This window comes from Streptomyces lomondensis (genome assembly GCF_014651035.1).
GTDB classification, from domain to species: domain Bacteria; phylum Actinomycetota; class Actinomycetes; order Streptomycetales; family Streptomycetaceae; genus Streptomyces; species Streptomyces lomondensis.
The window spans coordinates 220,449-238,877 of the sequence record NZ_BMWC01000003.1 but is presented as its reverse complement, the minus strand read 5'-3'; the positions used below and the strand labels follow the sequence as shown (position 1 = coordinate 238,877).

Below are 18,429 nucleotides of genomic sequence, written 5' to 3'. Positions count from 1 at the left end.
CCCTTGCGGTCACCTTCTGTCCGCAAGGGCCTATACGGCAGTCCCGTCTGCGGGCTCCGGAGGGGCGCCCTCGTACGCCGCCCGCAGCACGGCCCGCACACCGTCCGCCGTCACCGGGCGCGGGTTGGCGTACGGCTCGCCCGCGACCCGGGTCGCCGCCGGGGCCACCTCGCCTTCCGGCAGGCCGAGTTCGGCGAGGGAGCGGGGTGCGCCGAGGCGTCCGGACAGCTCCCACAGGGCGCGCGGCACGTCGTCGGCGTCGAGCGCCCGGCGCAGGACCGTCAGCGCCTGCGGCGCGGCGGGGGCGTTGTACGCGAGGGCGTGGGGCAGGACCACGGTGTGCGTCTCGGCGTGCGGCAGTCCGTAGGTGCCGCCCAGCACGTGGCAGACCTTGTGATGCAGCCCCATCGTGGTGGCGCCCAGGCACGCGCCGCACAGCCACGCCGCGTACAGCGCTCGGCTGCGCGCCTCCAGGTCCTCGGGGCCGGCGGCCAGCAGCGGCAGCGCCTCGGCCATCGCCCGCACGCCCTCCTCGGCCATGACGGAGACCAGCGGCGAGACGTCCGGGGCGTACAGCGCCTCGACGGCGTGTGCGAGGGCGTTGACGCCGCTGGTCACCGTCAGCGGGACGGGCAGGGACAGGGTGAGCCGGGGGTCGTAGACGACGCAGCGGGGCTGGACGACGGGGTCGCGGCCGGTGCGCTTGGTGCCGTGCTCGGTCAGGCCCCAGACCGGGGTCATCTCGGAGCCGGAGTAGGTCGACGGCACGGCGATCAGCGGCAGTCCGGTGCGCAGGGCGATCGCCTTGCCGAGCCCGATCGCGGAGCCGCCGCCGACCGCGACGCAGCCGTCCGCCCCGGCCGCGCGGACCGCCGCGACGGCCCGGTCGGCGTCCTCGACGGGCACGTGCATCCGGGCCCAGGGGTGCAGTCCCACGCAGCTGTCGCCGAGCGCGTCCGCGACCGACCGGGCGACGCGCTCGCCCCGGCTGCCGCACACCACGAGCAGCCGCCGCAGCCCCAGGCGCGCGGCCTCGCCCGGGGTCGCGGTGACGGCGGCGCCGGGCCGGAACACGACCCGCACGGGCCGGGTCTCGTACGTGAACTCCTGCTGGAACATCATGGGGTGCGCTCCAGGACGAGGTCGAAGCCGGCGTGCCGGAAGGGGTTCGGTACGCCGAACTCCCGGGCCAGGGCGGGGTCGTCGGTCTCCGCGAAGTCCTTGACCAGGCTCCGCTTCACCGCGAACACCGCGTCGGAGTCGAGGTAGTCGCCGCCGGCGACGAAGATGTGCGTGGTGACGGGCGTGTGGCCCTCGGCCGTCGCGATGAAGTGGATGTGCGCGGGGCGGTACGGGTGCCGCCCGGTCGCGCGCAGCAGGGCGCCGACCGGGCCGTCGGTGGGGATGGGATACGCCGCCGGGACGCAGGTGCGGAACCAGAAGCGGCCCTCTGCGTCGGCGGTGAACAGCCCGCGTCCGTTGCCGGGGGGCTGCACGCCGGGCTGCTGGACGTCGTAGAAGCCCTGGTCGTCGGCCTGCCAGACGTCGACGCGGGCGCCGGGCAGCGGCGTGCCGTCCGCGGAGCGCACCCGGCCGCTGACCACGCAGGGCTGGCCGCCGCCGACCAGGTCGATGTCGTCGCCGAGTGCGCGGACCGGCGACTCGGTCAGGTGGAAGGGGCCGAGCACGGTCGACTCGGTGGCTCCGGGCGCGTGGTGGCCGTGGAGGGTCTCGACGAGCATGGAGAGGCCGAGCACGTCCGACAGCAGGATGAACTCCTGCCGGGTGTCGGTGCAGGCCTGTCCGGTCGCGGTCAGGAAGGCGACCGCCTGCTCCCACTCCTCCTGGGTGAGCCGTGTCTCGCGTGCGAAGTCGTGCAGGTGGCGGACGAGCGCCGTGAGCAGTTCGCGCAGCCGCGGATCGGCCGTCGTGCGGAGGCTGGCGAGGGCCTGCTCGGTGACGCCGGTCCCGGTCGCGTCGGTGGTCATCCCCGCTCCTCGTCGTCGGCGTGCGCTTCTTCCATGATGGCGCGCGCTCAGGTGTGTCCGAGGATCCGCCGCAGCGCGCCGCCCAGCAGTTCCCCGGCGTCCGGGGTGGCGGAGGCGTGCCGGAAGGCGACGAAACCGTCCGGGCGGACCAGCAGGGCGCCCGCGTCGGGGATCTCGCGCAGGCGTGCCCAGTCGCCGTACGGGTCCTCGTACTGCTGCCCCGGGCCGATCACCACGGTGGCGATCTCGACGTCCTGGGCCTCGGCCGCCCGCACCCAGTCCTCTCCCCCGATGCCGGTCAGCAGGGTGAAGCGGCCCCGGCCGACCGTGTCGAGGGTGGAGAGGGTGCGGGTGCCGGAGGTGATCCAGGCGTGTGGGAGGCGGGCGCCGGGGCGGGAGGACGGCTGGTGGTGCAGTTCGGGGTCGCGGGTGAAGCCGGGGTCGGGTGTGCCGTCCGGGACGATCGCGGCGGAGGCGTAGCGCTGGTTGAGGTCGACGCCGTGCGCGTTGAACTCGTACACCTTGAAGGCGATCGCCTCCCGCAGGCGGGTGCGCTGCTTCTCGGCGGCCCCGGTGGCGTCCTTGCGGGCGGCGATGTTGGCCCACAGTTGCTCGGGGGTCTGCGGGGAGAGCCCGTCGAGGGCCTCGAAGACGGGGGCGGTCTCGCGGATGGACTGGTTGGCGCGGGTGACGATCTGCCGGCCGACCGGGGCGCGCTCGGCGGTGTAGCTGTCGAGGAGCCTCGGGTGGGCGGTGCCGTCGAGGACGAGCTTGAGCTTCCAGGCCAGGTTGTAGGCGTCCTGGATGGAGGTGTTGGAGCCGAGGCCGTTGGACGGCGGGTGCCGGTGCACGGCGTCGCCGGCGCAGAAGACCCGGCCGTTCGCGTACCGCTCGGCGTACATCTCGTTGACGGTCCACGCCGACGACGACTTGATCGTCACCGGGATGTCGTCGTCGCCGACGAGCTTGCGGACGATCGACTCGGCGTACTCGGTGGTCAGGTCGGGCGCGCCCGCGCCGACGTCGTACCCCCACACGATCAGCCACTCGTTCCAGGGGCGGACGCAGCGCACCAGGCCCGCGCCGATGCCGCCGACCGTCGCGCCGGGGGCGAGGACCCAGTAGAGGGTGGAGGGGCGGTGGGCGGTGTACCGCGTCAGGTCCGCCTCGAAGACGATGTTGATGCTGCCGGCCACGCCCATCTGTCCGCCCATCGGCAGCCCGGCGTCCGCGGCGACCTTCGAGCGTCCGCCGTCGGCGCCGATCAGGTACTTGGCGCGGATCTCGTACGTGTCCCCGCGCAGCCGGTCGCGGACGGTGGCCGTGACGCCGTCGGCGTCCTGGGTGTGGGAGAGGTACTCGGTCTCGAAGCGCAGGCGGGCGCCGCGGGCGACGGCGGCGTTGACGAGGACCGGCTCCATGAGGTGCTGCGGCATGTCGCACATGCGGGTGGGACTGGCGAGTTCGTGCTCGGCCTGCGCGAGCGGGTCGTTGCCCCAGGAGCGGACGCGGCCCAGTTCCTCGCCGGCCAGGCTGGTGCAGAAGGTCGTGTTGCCCATCAGGTGCTGCGGGGTGGCCTGCGCGACGACCTCCTGTTCGACGCCGAGGTCGCGCAGCACCTCCATGGTGCGCTGGTTGGTGATGTGCGCGCGGGGGGTGTCGGCGAGGCTCGCGTAGCGGGTCACCACGATGGTCGGCACGCCGTAGGTGCTGAGGGCGAGCGCGGCGGAGGCACCGGCGGGGCCGCTGCCCACGATCAGGACGTCGGTCTCGACGACGGTGGACACGGGGCGCTCATGCGGGGGGGATATGGGGGCGGACATCTCGCGTTCATGATCGTGGAGCGGTCGGGCGGGGTGCGGGTGTCTCATTACGAGACACCTCACAGGGCGGGGCGTGGGGCTCCGGGCACGGGTGGTTGTTGCCCGTTCAACCGAACCCGCTACGGTGTGGATGCCGTGACCACGACAGAGCCCTCCTCCGCAGCCACCCCCGCAACGACCACCGCAGCCACCGCCGCGGCCACCCCCCGGCCCTCGCTGCGTCTCGCTCGCGAGCGGTTCCTGGCGGGGGGTCAGTTGCCGGGGGGCGTGCCGGAGGAGGTCGTCGCGGCGTGGCGGCGGGCCCGGTTCTTCGGGGTGCGGCACGACTTGACGGAGCCGGCCGAGGATCCGGTACGGCCGGTGCCGGTGGAGTCGGCGCTGCTCGACGCGGCCCGGCCGGTGCTCGACCGGGTCGCTCCCGCCCTGGGTACGGACCGGGCACTGCTCGTCCTGACCGACGAGCGGCTGCGCGTGCTGTGGACGGCGGGGAGCGTGCCCGGGCTCGACCCGTGCCCCGTCCTCTCCGAGCAGGACGTCGGCAACAACAGCGCGGCCCTCGCCCTGCGCACCCGGCGGCGGGCCGAGGTGCACGGGCCCGAGCACTTCCTCGACCGGTGGCAGGACGTGTCCGCCGTGAGCGTCCCGGTGCTCGCCCCGGACACCGGCCAGGTGCTCGGCACGCTGACCGTCGCGTCGCGGCCGTGCACCGCGCGTCCGCCCCACCCGCAGGCCGCACTCGCCGAGGCCACCGCCGCGGCCGTCGAGACGGAGCTGCGCGCACGGGCGGGGCGGGCCGAGCGGGTGCTGCTCGACGCGTATCTGCGGGCGGCGCAGGGCAAGGACCGGGCCGTGGCCGCGCTCGACGGCCGCAATCGGCTGATCAGCGGCACGGCGCGGGGATTGCTCACGCCTGAGGCGCTGGAAGCGCTGGAGCGGACGGCGGTGGGCGCGCGGCATGTGGGGGTCTCGGGGGCCCCTGGCACCGCGGAGGTGCCCGAGGGGACGGGGACGGCCGGAATGGGGACGGTGTCCGACGGGACGGCCGTACTGCCCGACGGAGCCACGGTGCCCGAGTTCGCGGTGTTGCCCGAGGAGGCCGGTTGCACCGCGCACCTCACCCCGGTGTGTCTGGACGGCACCGTCATCGGGATCGTGGCCGTCCTGGAACCGCTCGACGATCCGGCGCCTTCAGTGCCGGGCTCGCCTCCCCCACCAGTCACCCTGGCCGGTACCTCGGTGCCGTGGCGGCACGCCGTCGGACGTGCGGTCGACCTGACGCGTTCGCGGGAGCCGCTGCTGCTGACCGGTGAGCGCGGGACCGGAAAGTCGGCCCTGGCACGGGAGTTGCTGGGGCCGGGTGACGTCCTGGTCGCCGACGCCGCGCAGGACGCCGGGCTCGACCGGGCCCTGTCCGCGTGGCGGGCCGACCGACCGCTCCTGCTCCGGCACGCCGAGCGCCTCGCCCAGCCCGGCGTGGCCGCGCTCAACGCCCTGCTCGACACGCACCCGGACGCCCCGCTGCTGGTCACCCACACGCCCGGCGCGCCGGTCGGCCCCTGCCTCCAGCGCCTGCTGGACAAGCTGTCCGCCCGCTCGGTGACCCTGCCCCCGCTGCGCGAACGCACCGAGGACATACGGGAGCTGCTGCCGGCCCTGGCGCCCCGCCCGGCGCCCGGCCAGCCGCCCCTGACCTGGACCCTGGACGCCCTGCGCGCGCTGGAGCTGTACCCGTGGCCCGGGAACGTCACCGAACTGGCCCACGTCGTCCGGGCCCTGGCGGAGAACCGCCGGCTGTCCGGCCCCGTCCGCCGGGCGGAACTGCCGGACACCCTGCGGGACGGACCGGCCGCGCGGCCCCTCAGCCCGATGGAGCACGCCGAGCGCGCCGCGATCCTGGAGGCACTGCGCCGCCACGGCGGCAACAAGGCCCGCGCAGCGGCGGCGCTGGGGATAGGCCGGGCGACGCTGTACCGCAAGCTGCGGGGGTACCGGGGCTGAAGGGCCCCACCGGCACTTCGACGTCTCCAGCTCCCCCCGTCAGCCGCCGCGGTGGTGACAGCCGCAGCGCCGGTGGCCGGTCCCAGCACGCCGCGCTCCGGGGGTCAGGGTCTTCAGGACCGACGCGAGCCAGCGGTTCCCCTCCTGCATGTGCGCGTCGAGCGCCTCGATGCTGCCGCCTGGGGGCGCGGCCGGCTGGCGCAGCCCGTGGTGCAGGGCACGGGTCATGGAGGAGGGACGCGTCGTCGAGCGGGGCGGGCACGCCGAACTGGCGGCGCGCGGCGGCCGGTACGCCGCGCTGCACGCCCGGCTCGACGGCGCCGACGCCGACGCCGACGCCGACGCCGACGAGACATTAATGGGCCCCACCGCCAGAGGTGTGAGTGGGACCATGAGCCGACCCGGGCCGTGTGGCTCGCAAGCCGGAGCCGACCGCGCCCCCAATCCACCCGAACCCTCCCGAAAGGCAACCAAGGGCATATGAGCGACGACAGCCCCATACGCGTGTTACAGAAGCCCGGCTCCGAGCGGCGGCGGATGCCGAGCGGGCTGGTCGCGCTGGCGCTCGGTGGGTTCGGCATCGGGCTGACCGAGTTCCTGATCGCCGGGCTGCTGCCGCAGGTGGCGTCGAGTTTCGCGGTGTCCGAGGCGGCTGCGGGCTGGCTGATCTCCGGGTACGCGCTGAGTGTCGCGGTCGGGGCCATCGCGCTGACCGCGGCGACGGCACGGCTGCCGCGCAAGCAGGTCCTGGTCGGCCTGGTGGCGCTGTTCGTCCTCGGCAACCTGCTGTCCGCGATCGCGCCGAACTACCAGGTGATGCTGCTCGGGCGGATCGTCGCGGCGCTGTGCCACGGTTCGTTCTTCGGGATCGGCTCGCTGGTCGCGCGCAGCCTGGTCGCGCCGGAGAAGAAGTCCCAGGCCGTGGCGATCATGTTCGCCGGACTGACCGTCGCGAACGTGCTGGGCGTGCCGTTCGGCGCGCTGGTCGGCGAGCGCTGGGGCTGGCGGGCGGCGTTCTGGGCGGTCACCGCGATCGGCGTGCTCGCGCTGGCGGGTATCGCCGCCCTCGTCCCCGCGTGGGCGGGCCGGCCGCAGGAGAGGACGGGGGACGGTGCCGACCCGGTGCAGCCCCTCGGCCTGGCCGCTCAGGTGCGGGCGTTCCGGTCCTGGCAGGTCTGGCTGACGCTGACGGCCACCGCGCTCGGCTACGGCGGGATGTTCGGCGCGTTCAGCTACATCGCCTACACGTTCACCGAGGTCAGCGGCTTCGCCCCGGACGATGTCGCCTGGCTGCTGATGGTGTACGGCGTCGGTCTGGTCGTCGGGAACCTGATCGGCGGGCGCGCGGCCGACCGCGACCGGGACCGGGCCCTGGTCCTCGCCCTGCTCGCACTGACCGTCACCCTGGCCCTGTTCGGTCTGCTGGCCGAAAGCCCCGTCGCCTCGGTCGTGCTGGTGTTCGCGCTGGGGGTGACCGGGTTCGCCAGTGTGCCCGGCATGATCACTCGCGTCACCGACTTCGCCCATGGGGCGGCACTGGCCGCGAGCGCCAACGTGTCCGCGTCCAACGTCGGCAACGCGCTCGGCGCCTGGCTCGGGGGCCTGGCCATCACCGCGGGCTTCGGCTACGCCTCACCGCTCTACGTCGGCGCCGGCATCACCCTGGCGGCCACCGTCGTCATGGTCGTCGCCGCACGCCAGGTCGCCGGGCGTGACGGATCGGGTACGTAGCGCGCGTCGACGGCATCCGAAAGCGACCGAAAACCGAGAAAGCGACCGCACGAGAAAAGGTGCCGACCATGATCTGGTCGGCACCTTCGTGTCCGTGTCCGAGGGGGGACTTGAACCCCCACGCCCGATAAAGGGCACTAGCACCTCAAGCTAGCGCGTCTGCCATTCCGCCACCCGGACGAGGTGTCCGTCGCCTTGCCAGGGGTGTTCCCCGCGGCGACAGGGACAACAATACCAAGGTTTCGGAGTGCCTTTCACCTGCGTTTCCGTCCACCGGGCGGGGGTCCGGGACCTCACGGCCCGATGCCCCTAGGGTCACACCATGAGTGACTGGATGGTTACGCGGGGTCCCGCTGCCCGGCGTCGCCCGCGCGCGCTGTCGCCGCTCAGGGAGCATCTGCGGGACACGTTCTGGTTCGCCCCCACCGCGGCGATGGCCATCGTCTTCGTGGTGTGGCTGGGGGCACAGGCGCTCGACACGGCCGTCGTCGAGGCGCTCCAGGAGGACGGCGACCACGAGACGCTCGACGAGCTGCTGCGGTTCGCGCAGGACGCCAAGGCCGTGGTGAGCGCGGTCGGCTCGGCGATGATGACCTTCATCGGTGTGGTGTTCAGCATCTCGCTGGTGGCCGTGCAGATGGCGAGCGGCCAGTTCACGCCACGCGTGGTGCGGCTGTTCGTGCGGAGCCGGATCACCAAGGCGACCTTCGCGGTCTTCCTGGCGACCTTCGTACTGACCCTGCTGGTGCTGACCGCCTTCGACACGGCCGACGACCCCCGTACCGTCACGTCGGTGCCTCTGGTGCAGTCGGTCCTCACGCTCGTCATGGTCGCGCTGAGCCTGCTGCTCTTCGTGCTGTACGTGAACACCACGCTGCGGCTGATGCGGATCAGCCATGTGATCGCGCGGATCGCCACGGAGTCCTTCCGGGTGGCCGCCTCGATGCCCGTGCCGGCCGGCGGAGAGGACGCCGCCGGCCTCGGTCCGGCGACCGCCTGGGTGCCGCACGAGGGCCGGGCGGGGGTGCTGCGGGACGTGCACATCGCGCGGTTGGTGCGGGTGGCGCGCTCCCACGGGGTGGTGCTGCGGCTGATCCCGCGGATCGGGGACTTCGTGGTGCCCGGTACGCCCGTGCTGGCGGTGCACGGCGGGCCCGCCCCGCCACGCAGGGCGCTGCGCTACACGGTCTCGGTGGGAGTGGAGCGGACCTACCACCAGGATCTCGGCTTCGGGCTGCGGCAGTTGTCCGACATCGCGCTGCGCGCCCTGTCCCCCGCGATCAACGATCCGACGACCGCCGTCCAGGCGCTGGACCGTGTCGTGCAGTTCCTGGCCGCGTTGAGCCGGCATCCGCTGGACGCCGTCCGGCACCGGGACCGCGGCGGGACGGTGCGCCTGGTGCAGCCCGTGCCGGGGTGGACGGAGCTGGTGGATCTGGGGTTCACCGAGGTACGGGGGTGCGCCACCGGCAGCCCGCAGGTCTCGCGGCGCATGCTGGCCGGGCTGGACGACCTGCTCCTGCTCGCGCCGCCGGAACGACGCGAGCCGCTGCTGCGCCACCGCGAACTGCTCCGCCAGGCGGTCGACCGGAGCGCACCGGCCCCGGCGGACCGGGCGTTCGCACTGCGCCCGGACCGGCAGGGCATCGGCTGAGCGACGCCTCGGCGCCGTCCGGCGCCGGGCACCGCGCGTGGCGGGCCGGCACCGCACACACCGCCAGGCGCCGGGGCACCGCGCGTAGCAGGCTGGCACCGCACACACCGCCAAGCGCCCGGCACCACGCGGGGCAGGCCAGCACCGCACACACCGCCGTTCCTCACGGCACCGCGCGGGGCAGGCCGGCGCCACACACACCGCCAAGCGCCCGGCACCGCGCATGGCAGGCCGGCACCGCACACGCCCCCTTCCTCACGGCACGAGCTGGTACTCCGGGAAGTTCCCCGGCAGCCGCTCCCCCGCCGGCCCCCGCGTCACCGCGCGTACCAGCAGTTCCCCACCGACGAACGCGCCTCGCCAGGACGCGCCCAGCCCTCCGAACAGCTCGTCGCGGTCGCCGCGTGAGCGGGGTCGGCCGTGGCCGACCTTGAACGCGCGGATGTGCGGGGCGAGCCGGTCGTAGGTGGCCCGGTCGTCCGTGGACAGCGTGGCCACCAGCGCGCCGTTCGAGGCGTTCATCGCGGCCAGCAGCTCCGCCTCCGTGTCGACCAGGACGATCGTGTCGACCGGGCCGAACGGCTCCGCGTGGTGCAGCGGGGAGGACGAGGGCGGGTTGAGGAGCGTGACCGGATGGACGTAGGCGGAGGTGTCCTGGCCGGGCAGGAAGCGGGCGTCGGCCGGACTGCCGCGGTGCAGGGGTACGGCGCCGCGCTCGATCGCCTCGGCGACCTGGTCCCGCAGCTCCTTCGCCTTGGCCGCGTTGATCAACGGCCCGAAGTCCAGCTCCGGGTACGGGTCGTCCCGCTGCTCGACGGCGAGCGGGTGGCCGACCCTGAGCGTGCGGACCGCCGGGAGGTACGCCGCCAGGAACGCGTCGAACAGGTGCCGCTGGACGACGAAGCGCGGGTACGCCGTGCAGCGCTGCTTGCCGTAGTCGAAGAGCTTCGGGATCACCGCGGTGAGCGTGTCCCAGTCCGAGTAGTTCCAGATGCCCCAGGTGTTGAGTCCCTCCTGTTCCAGTACGTGTCGCTTGCCGAGGTCGGCGACGGCCGTGGCCACCGCGGCGCCGGTGTCGCGGCCGCCGACGAAGGAGACGCAGCCGATCTCGGGCGCCCGGACCAGCGCCTGGGACAGCTCGCCTCCGCTGCCGCTGACGAGGGTGACGGGAAGCCCCTCGCGGGCGGCGAGCGCCGAGGCCAGGGTCAGACAGGCGACACCGCCGTCGGTCGGGGTCTTGGCGATGACCGCGTTGCCTGCCAGTGCCTGCACCAGCACTGCGTGAACGAGCACGCTCATCGGGTAGTTCCAGCTGGCAATGTTGGACACCGGGCCGTCCAGCGGGGCCCGGCCGGCGACCATCGGCTCGATGCCGTCGACGTACCAGCGGACCCCGTCGACGGCCCGGTCGACATCCGCCTGGGCGAGCCGCCAGGGCTTGCCGATCTCCCAGACGAGCAGCAGCGCGAGCAGCCGCCGGTGTTCGGCGAGGGCGTCGAGCGTGGCCGCGACGCGGGCCCGGCGCTCCTCCAGTGGGACGTGCCGCCAGGCCCGGTGCTGGTCGAGGGCGGCGCGCACGGCCTGCCGGGCGGTGGCCCCGTCCAGGCGCGGCGGGCCGGCGATCGGGCTGCCGTCGACCGGGCTGACGGCGGGCAGGACCCGGCCGTCAGCCTGCCAGGCGGCGTTCCAGAGGTTGAGGACCCGGTCGTCGCGGAAGGCCTCGGGGGCGACGGCGAGACAGCGCCGCCAGGCATCGGGCCAGGACGTGCCGGACTTGAGGGTGAGGGTGGGTGCCATGGGATCGCTCCGCTCTCGGTGCACGGTCGGGGGCGGGAAGACCTGGCTCGCTAGCGCCGCTCTTCGAGACGCGTCAGCACGAGTTTCGCCGTCTCGGTCGGTGTGCTGCCCACGCTCACCCCGACCGCCTCCAGCGCCTCCTTCTTCGCCCGCGCCGTGCCGGAGGAGCCGGACACGATCGCGCCCGCGTGGCCCATCGTCCTGCCCGCGGGCGCGGTGAACCCGGCGATGTAGCCGACGACGGGCTTGGTGACGTGCTCCCGGATGTACGCCGCCGCGCGTTCCTCCGCGTCGCCGCCGATCTCGCCGATGAGGACGACCAGTTCGGTGTCGGGATCGTCCTGGAAGGCGGCGAGGCAGTCGATGTGCGTGGTGCCGACGACCGGGTCGCCGCCGATGCCGACGCACGTCGAGAAGCCGATGTCGCGCAGCTCGTACATGAGCTGGTAGGTCAGCGTGCCCGACTTGGAGACCAGCCCGATGCGGCCGGGCTTGGTGATGTCGGCCGGGATGATGCCGGCGTTGGACTGGCCGGGGGTGATGAGGCCCGGGCAGTTGGGGCCGATGACACGCGTGCCCCGGTCCTTGGCATAGGTGGTGCAGGCGACGGAGTCGTGGACGGGAATGCCCTCGGTGATGACGACCGCGAGGCCGATGCCGGCGTCGGCCGCTTCGACGACGGCCGCCTTGGCGAAGGCGGGCGGCACGAAGACGACGGTGACGTCCGCTCCCGTCGCGCTCATCCCGTCGGCGACCGAGCCGAAGACGGGCACGGCACGGTCGTCGAAGTCGACGGTGCGGCCCGCCTTGCGCGGGTTGACGCCGCCGACCACGTTCGTGCCGGCCGCGAGCATGCGCCGGGTGTGCTTCATGCCCTCGCCGCCGGTCATGCCCTGGACGAGGACCTTGCTCTCCTTGGTCAGGTAGATGGCCATGGCGTTCCGGCTCCTCAGGCTGCGGTGGCGAGTTCGGCGGCCCGGCGTGCGGCGCCGTCCATGGTGGTGACCTGCTCGACCAGCGGATGCGCGTGCTCGTCGAGGACGGCCCGGCCCCGGGCCGCGTTGTTGCCGTCGAGGCGCACGACGAGCGGCTTGGTCAGGCGGAGGCTGTCCAGGGCCTGGACGATGCCGTCGGCGACCGCGTCGCAGGCGGTGATGCCGCCGAAGACGTTGACGAAGACGGACTTGACGGCCGGGTCGGAGAGGATGACCGACAGTCCGTCCGCCATGATGCGGGCGCTCGCTCCGCCGCCGATGTCGAGGAAGTTGGCGGGACGGGCGCCGCAGCCCGCGACCACGTCGAGGGTCGACATGACCAGGCCCGCGCCGTTGCCGATGATGCCGACCTCGCCGTCGAGCTTGACGTAGTTGAGGCCCTTGGCTGCGGCCGCCGCCTCCAGCGCGTCGTCGTGGGCGGCGGCCTCCGCGCCCCAGCGTGCCTGCCGGAAGCGGGCGTTGTCGTCCAGGGTGACCTTGCCGTCGAGGGCGAGGATCTGCCCCTGCCGGGTGCGCACGAGCGGGTTCACCTCGACGAGGAGGGCGTCCTCGCGGACCAGCACCTCCCAGAGCCGCACGAGGACGTCGACGGTCTGCGGCGGCAGTCCGGCCGCCTCGGCAATCTCGCCTGCCTTCGCGGAGGTGACGCCCTCGGCGGGGTCGACGGGGACGCGGGCCACGGCCTCGGGGCGCGTGGCGGCGACCTCCTCGATGTCCATGCCGCCCTCGGCCGAGGCGATGGCGAGGAAGCGGCCCGCCGCGCGGTCGAGTACGTAGGACACGTAGAACTCGGTCTCGATGTCCACCGGTTGAGCCAGCATCACGGTGCCGACCGTGTGCCCCTTGATGTCCATGCCGAGGATCTGGCGTGCGGTCAGCTCGGCGGCGGCCGGGTCGGCGGCGAGCTTCACACCGCCCGCCTTGCCGCGTCCACCGGTCTTGACCTGGGCCTTCACCACAACCCGGCCGCCGAGCCGGCGTGCGATGTCACGGGCCTCCTTGGATGAGTCCGTCACCTCGGCCCTCGGCACCAAGATGCCGTGTTCCTCGAAGAGTTCCCTTGCCTGGTGTTCGTACAGGTCCATTCCGGCTCCCGTCTGCTGTGTCTTCTGGGGAGCGACCCCCAGACCCCCGAAAATGCCGCACGCCCCCTGGACACCACCCACCGGATGCGGGATAACAAGCTTCATACAGTATTCGTCGACTGTATGCAATGTACCGCGAGTCGTTCCAACCCCCTACGAAGGGACAGGACTTCGCCATGCCCGACGACACCCAGGACGTGATCTCCGGTGGTCATCTCGTAGCCAAGGCGCTCAAGGCCGAGGGGGTCGAGCGCATCTACACGCTGTGCGGCGGCCACATCATCGACATCTACGACGGCTGCGTCGACGAGGGCATCGAGGTCGTCGACGTACGCCACGAGCAGGTCGCCGCCCACGCCGCCGACGGTTACGCCCGCATCACCGGTAAGCCCGGCTGCGCGGTGGTCACCGCGGGCCCCGGGACGACCGACGCCGTCACCGGTGTCGCCAACGCCTTCCGCGCGGAGTCCCCCATGCTGCTGATCGGCGGTCAGGGGGCCCTCACCCAGCACAAGATGGGGTCCCTCCAGGACCTGCCGCACGTCGACATGATGAACCCCATCACCAAGTTCGCGGCGACCGTGCCGGACACGGCGCGCGCGGCGGACATGGTGTCCATGGCGTTCCGCGAGTGCTTCCACGGCGCGCCGGGCCCCTCCTTCCTGGAGATCCCGCGTGACGTGCTGGACGCCAAGGTGCCGGCGGCCAAGGCGCGCGTGCCCCAGGCCGGTGCCTACCGCGCCTCGACCCGCTCGGCCGGCGACCCCGAGGCGATCGAGAAGCTCGCCGACCTGCTCGTGCACGCCGAGAAGCCGGCGATCCTGCTCGGCAGCCAGGTCTGGACGACCCGGGGCACGGAGTCGGCCATCGAGCTGGTGCGCACGCTGAACATCCCGGCGTACATGAACGGCGCCGGCCGCGGCACCCTCCCGCCCGGCGACCCGCACCACTTCCAGCTCTCCCGCCGGTACGCCTTCTCCCACGCCGACGTCATCGTCATCGTCGGCACGCCCTTCGACTTCCGCATGGGCTACGGCAAGCGGCTGTCGCCGGACGCGACCGTCGTGCAGATCGACCTCGACTACCGCACGGTCGGCAAGAACCGCGACATCGACCTCGGCATCGTGGGCGACGCCGGGCTGGTGCTGAAGTCGGTGACCGAGGCGGCCTCCGGGCGCGTCAACGGCGGGGCGTCCAGGCGCAAGGAGTGGCTGGACGAACTGCGGGCGGCCGAGCAGACCGCTCTGGAGAAGCGGCTGCCCAGCCTGAAGTCGGACGCCTCGCCCATCCACCCGTACCGGCTGGTCAGCGAGATCAACGACTTCCTCACCGAGGACTCGATCTACATCGGCGACGGCGGCGACATCGTCACCTTCTCCGGGCAGGTCGTGCAGCCCAAGTCGCCCGGGCACTGGATGGACCCGGGCCCGCTCGGCACGCTCGGCGTCGGCGTCCCCTTCGTGCTCGCGGCCAAGCAGGCGCGGCCCGACAAGGAAGTGGTGGCCCTCTTCGGTGACGGCGCGTTCTCCCTCACCGGCTGGGACTTCGAGACCCTGGTCCGCTACGACCTCCCCTTCGTCGGCATCGTCGGCAACAACTCCTCCATGAACCAGATCCGTTACGGCCAGGCCGCCAAGTACGGCAAGGACCGCGAGCGGGTCGGCAACACCCTCGGCGACGTCCACTACGACAAGTTCGCCCAGATGCTGGGCGGTTACGGCGAGGAGGTCCGCGACCCCGCCGACATCGGCCCGGCCCTCAGGCGCGCCCGTGAGTCGGGCAAGCCGTCGCTGATCAACGTCTGGGTCGATCCCGACGCGTACGCCCCCGGAACCATGAACCAGACCATGTACAAGTGAGGTGCCCCCGATGACAGCTACCTCCACCAAGGCCCTCGAAGGCATCCGCGTCCTGGACATGACCCACGTCCAGTCCGGGCCTTCCGCGACCCAGCTGCTCGCCTGGCTCGGCGCGGACGTCGTCAAGCTGGAGGCGCCGACCGGCGACATCACGCGCAAGCAGCTGCGCGACCTGCCGGACGTCGACTCCCTCTACTTCACGATGCTCAACTGCAACAAGCGGAGCATCACCCTCAACACCAAGACCGAGCGCGGCAAGGAGATCCTCACCGAGCTGATCCGGCGCTCCGACGTCATGGTCGAGAACTTCGGACCGGGCGCGGTCGACCGGATGGGCTTCACCTGGGACCGCATCCAGGAGATCAATCCACGTATCGTCTATGCCTCCATCAAGGGGTTCGGCGAGGGCCCGTACACCAACTTCAAGGCGTACGAGGTCGTCGCGCAGGCCATGGGCGGGTCGATGTCGACCACCGGTTTCGAGGACGGGCCGCCGCTGGCGACGGGGGCCCAGATCGGGGACTCGGGGACGGGTGTGCACGCCGTGGCGGGCATCCTCGCCGCGCTCTACCAACGGGAGCGCACCGGTCGCGGGCAGCGGGTCAACGTGGCCATGCAGCACGCTGTACTGAACCTGTGCCGGGTGAAGCTGCGGGACCAGCAGCGTCTGGCACACGGGCCGCTCGCTGAATATCCCAACGACGACTTCGGCGACGAGGTTCCCAGGTCCGGGAACGCGTCCGGCGGCGGCCAGCCCGGCTGGGCGGTCAAGTGCGCGCCGGGCGGCCCGAACGACTACGTGTACGTCATCGTGCAGCCCGTCGGCTGGCGGCCGATCAGCGAGCTCATCGGCCGGCCCGAACTGGCCGACGACCCCGAGTGGGCGACGCCCGAGGCCCGGCTGCCCAAGCTCAACAAGATGTTCCAGCTGATCGAGGAGTGGTCCTCGACGCTGCCCAAGTGGGAGGTGCTGGAGCGGCTCAACGCGCACAACATCCCGTGCGGGCCCATCCTGTCCACCAGGGAGATCATCGAGGACCGGTCGCTGGCCGCCAACGAGATGGTCGTCACCGTGCCCCACCCCGAGCGGGGCGAGTTCGTCACCGTCGGCAGCCCGCTCAAGCTGTCCGACTCCCCCGTCGAGGTGACCAGTTCACCCCTGCTCGGCGAGCACAACGAAGAGGTCTACGTCGGCGAACTCGGCCTCGGTGACGAGGAAGTGCGCCTGCTCAAGTCGAACGGAGTGATCTGACGTGATGGCCGAAGACCGGGTCCTGCGGGTGCGGTCCCTCCTCGACTCCGTGCGGGCCGAGGGGCGGACCGCGCTGACCGCGCCCGAGGGCAAGGTGATCGCCGACGCGTACGGGATCGCCGTACCGGGCGAGGAGCTGGCGACGGACGTCGACGAGGCGGTGGCGTTCGCGGCGCGCTTCGGCGGACCCGTCGTGATGAAGATCGTCTCGCCGGACATCCTGCACAAGACGGATGCCGGCGGTGTGATCGTCGGCGTCGAGGGCGCCGCCGATGTCCGGGCCGCGTTCCACACCCTCATCGGCAACGCGCGTGCGTACGACGCGAACGCCCGCATCTCGGGTGTGCAGGTGCAGGAGCTGCTGCCGAAGGGGCAGGAGGTCATCGTCGGGGCGGTGACGGACCCGACGTTCGGGAAGGTCGTCGCGTTCGGGCTCGGCGGGGTGCTCGTCGAGGTCCTCAAGGACGTCACCTTCCGGCTGGCGCCGGTCGACGCCGACGAGGCGCTGTCGATGCTGGACTCGATCCGCTCGGCGGAGATCCTGCGCGGGGTGCGCGGCCAGGCGGGCGTGGACCGGTGGGCCGTCGCCGAGCAGATCCGCCGGGTGTCGGAACTCGTCGCGGACTTCCCGGAGATCGCCGAGGTGGACCTCAACCCGGTGATCGCGACGGCGGAGGGGGCCGTCGCGGCCGACATCCGGGTGATCCTCGCCGAGTCGCAGCCTCCGCCCCGCCGCAAGTACTCGAGGGACGAGATCCTCACCTCGATGCGCCGGCTGATGCAGCCCCGTTCGGTCGCCGTGATCGGCGCCTCCAACGAGCAGGGCAAGATCGGCAACTCGGTGATGCGGAACCTCGTCGACGGCGGCTTCGCGGGCGACATCCACCCGGTGAACCCCAAGGCCGATGACATCCTCGGCCGCAAGGCGTACAAGAGTGTCACCGACGTTCCCGGTGAGGTGGATGTGGCGGTCTTCGCGATCCCCGCCAAGTTCGTGGCCTCGGCCCTGGAGGAGGTGGGACGCAAGAGGATCCCGAACGCCGTGCTGATCCCCTCCGGGTTCGCGGAGACCGGCGAACACGAACTTCAGGCGGAGATCGTGGCCATCGCCGAGCGGCACGGCATCCGGCTGCTGGGACCGAACATCTACGGCTACTACTCGACCTGGCAGGACCTGTGCGCCACGTTCTGCACGCCGTACGACGTCAAGGGCGGGGTCGCGCTGACCTCGCAGTCCGGCGGCATCGGAATGGCCATCCTGGGCTTCGCGCGCACCACCAAGACGGGTGTGTCGGCGATCGTCGGGCTCGGCAACAAGTCGGACCTGGACGAGGACGACCTGCTCACCTGGTTCGGGGAGGACCCGAACACCCAGTGCATCGCGATGCACCTGGAGGACCTCAAGGACGGGCGCGCCTTCGTGGAGGCCGCGCGGGCGACCGTGCCGAAGAAGCCGGTGATCGTGCTGAAGGCGGGCCGTACCGCGGCGGGCGCCAGGGCGGCCGGTTCACACACCGGTGCCCTCGCGGGCGACGACGCCGTGTACGACGACATCCTCCGCCAGGCCGGTGTCATCCGGGCGCCCGGGCTGAACGACATGCTGGAGTACGCGCGCGCGTTGCCCGTACTGCCCGCCCCGCAGGGCGACAACGTCGTGATCATCACGGGCGCCGGGGGCAGCGGAGTGCTGCTGTCGGACGCGGTGACGGACAACGGCCTGTCGCTGATGGAGATTCCGCCGGACCTCGACCAGGCGTTCCGGAAGTTCATCCCGCCCTTCGGTGCGGCGGGCAACCCGGTGGACATCACCGGGGGCGAGCCGCCGTCGACGTACGAGGCGACGATCCGGCTGGGGCTGGAGGACCCGCGCATCCACGCGCTCGTCCTCGGCTACTGGCACACCATCGTCACGCCTCCCATGGTCTTCGCGGAGCTCACCGCGCGCGTGGTGGCCGAGTTCCGGGAGCGGGGGATCGAGAAGCCCGTGGTGGCGTCGCTCGCCGGGGACGTGGAGGTCGAGGAGGCCTGCCAGTACCTCTTCGAGCGCGGCGTCGTGGCGTACCCGTACACGACCGAGAAGCCGGTGGCCGTGCTCGGCGCCAAGTACCGCTGGGCGCGGGCGGCGGGGTTCCTGGGGGGCGGTACATGAGGTGAGGGAGCAGGGGGCCGGCCGACGGTGCGCGTCGGCCGGCCCCGGGACCCGCACGCGCACGAAAGGCATGGGACAGGGGGCGCTGGCCAGATCTT

At 72.5% G+C, this 18,429-nt stretch carries 14 protein-coding genes and 1 tRNA gene; 7 read left to right on the top strand and 8 right to left on the bottom strand.

What is annotated here, in order from left to right; translation table 11 throughout:
* Nucleotides 1-30: 30 nt before the first annotated feature.
* The 3 genes from IE255_RS12515 to IE255_RS12505 are packed head-to-tail and all read right to left on the bottom strand — an operon-like array spanning nt 31 to nt 3,775.
* Nucleotides 31-1,122, bottom strand: coding sequence for a maleylacetate reductase (locus tag IE255_RS12515; RefSeq protein ID WP_190050288.1), 1,092 nt, complete (start codon nt 1,120-1,122; stop codon nt 31-33).
* Entirely contained in the window at nt 1,119-1,988 is an 870-nt protein-coding gene (locus IE255_RS12510) for an intradiol ring-cleavage dioxygenase (protein ID WP_190050287.1), read from the bottom strand. The genes IE255_RS12515 and IE255_RS12510 overlap by 4 nt, the downstream gene beginning before the upstream one ends.
* Nucleotides 1,989-2,035: 47 nt before the next feature.
* On the bottom strand, nt 2,036-3,775 hold the full coding sequence (locus IE255_RS12505) for an FAD-dependent oxidoreductase (RefSeq protein WP_190050286.1): 1,740 nt from the start codon (nt 3,773-3,775) through the stop codon (nt 2,036-2,038).
* A 171-nt stretch (nt 3,776-3,946) separates the two neighbouring features.
* Between IE255_RS12505 and IE255_RS12500 the strand changes: the two genes are divergently transcribed.
* On the top strand, nt 3,947-5,809 hold the full coding sequence (locus IE255_RS12500; RefSeq protein WP_443732527.1) for a helix-turn-helix domain-containing protein: 1,863 nt from the start codon (nt 3,947-3,949) through the stop codon (nt 5,807-5,809).
* Nucleotides 5,810-5,848: 39 nt separating this feature from the next.
* Here IE255_RS12500 and IE255_RS12495 read toward each other — a convergent pair whose 3' ends face one another.
* Nucleotides 5,849-6,037, bottom strand: a complete 189-nt coding sequence (locus IE255_RS12495) for a hypothetical protein (protein ID WP_190050776.1) — start codon at nt 6,035-6,037, stop codon at nt 5,849-5,851.
* On the opposite strand from IE255_RS12495, the gene IE255_RS12490 reads away from it, so the two are divergent.
* On the top strand, nt 6,036-6,293 hold the full coding sequence (locus IE255_RS12490) for a hypothetical protein (RefSeq protein WP_190050775.1): 258 nt from the start codon (nt 6,036-6,038) through the stop codon (nt 6,291-6,293). The genes IE255_RS12495 and IE255_RS12490 overlap by 2 nt on opposite strands.
* Nucleotides 6,294-6,346: 53 nt before the next feature.
* Nucleotides 6,347-7,540 carry an MFS transporter gene (locus IE255_RS12485; RefSeq protein ID WP_190050746.1) on the top strand — a complete coding sequence of 398 codons (1,194 nt, stop codon included), beginning with the start codon at nt 6,347-6,349 and terminating at the stop codon, nt 7,538-7,540.
* Between the two features lie 95 nt (nt 7,541-7,635).
* Here IE255_RS12485 and IE255_RS12480 read toward each other — a convergent pair.
* Nucleotides 7,636-7,720: transfer RNA gene (locus IE255_RS12480), tRNA-Leu, on the bottom strand.
* A 142-nt stretch (nt 7,721-7,862) separates the two neighbouring features.
* Here IE255_RS12480 and IE255_RS12475 point away from each other — a divergent pair.
* Nucleotides 7,863-9,194 carry a DUF2254 domain-containing protein gene (locus IE255_RS12475; protein ID WP_190050284.1) on the top strand — a complete coding sequence of 444 codons (1,332 nt, stop codon included), beginning with the start codon at nt 7,863-7,865 and terminating at the stop codon, nt 9,192-9,194.
* Nucleotides 9,195-9,449: 255 nt separating this feature from the next.
* On the opposite strand, the gene IE255_RS12470 is transcribed toward IE255_RS12475, so the two are convergent.
* The 3 genes from IE255_RS12470 to sucC are packed head-to-tail and all read right to left on the bottom strand — an operon-like array spanning nt 9,450 to nt 13,071.
* A complete protein-coding gene (locus IE255_RS12470; RefSeq protein ID WP_190050283.1) occupies nt 9,450-10,991 on the bottom strand; it encodes an aldehyde dehydrogenase family protein in 1,542 nt (513 codons plus the stop codon).
* Nucleotides 10,992-11,041: 50 nt separating this feature from the next.
* Nucleotides 11,042-11,926 carry a succinate--CoA ligase subunit alpha gene (gene sucD, locus IE255_RS12465; RefSeq protein WP_190050282.1) on the bottom strand — a complete coding sequence of 295 codons (885 nt, stop codon included), beginning with the start codon at nt 11,924-11,926 and terminating at the stop codon, nt 11,042-11,044.
* Nucleotides 11,927-11,940: 14 nt separating this feature from the next.
* Nucleotides 11,941-13,071, bottom strand: a complete 1,131-nt coding sequence (sucC, locus tag IE255_RS12460; RefSeq protein WP_190050281.1) for an ADP-forming succinate--CoA ligase subunit beta — start codon at nt 13,069-13,071, stop codon at nt 11,941-11,943.
* A gap of 176 nt (nt 13,072-13,247) precedes the next feature.
* Between sucC and IE255_RS12455 the strand changes: the two genes are divergently transcribed.
* From IE255_RS12455 to IE255_RS12445, 3 genes are read left to right on the top strand one after another with little or no spacing between them, the layout of a single operon-like run.
* Nucleotides 13,248-14,930, top strand: coding sequence for a thiamine pyrophosphate-binding protein (locus IE255_RS12455; RefSeq protein ID WP_190050280.1), 1,683 nt, complete (start codon nt 13,248-13,250; stop codon nt 14,928-14,930).
* A 10-nt stretch (nt 14,931-14,940) separates the two neighbouring features.
* Nucleotides 14,941-16,182, top strand: coding sequence for a formyl-CoA transferase (gene frc / locus IE255_RS12450; RefSeq protein WP_190050279.1), 1,242 nt, complete (start codon nt 14,941-14,943; stop codon nt 16,180-16,182).
* Nucleotides 16,183-16,186: 4 nt separating this feature from the next.
* Nucleotides 16,187-18,331, top strand: coding sequence for an acetate--CoA ligase family protein (locus tag IE255_RS12445; protein ID WP_190050745.1), 2,145 nt, complete (start codon nt 16,187-16,189; stop codon nt 18,329-18,331).
* Nucleotides 18,332-18,429: the final 98 nt, after the last annotated feature.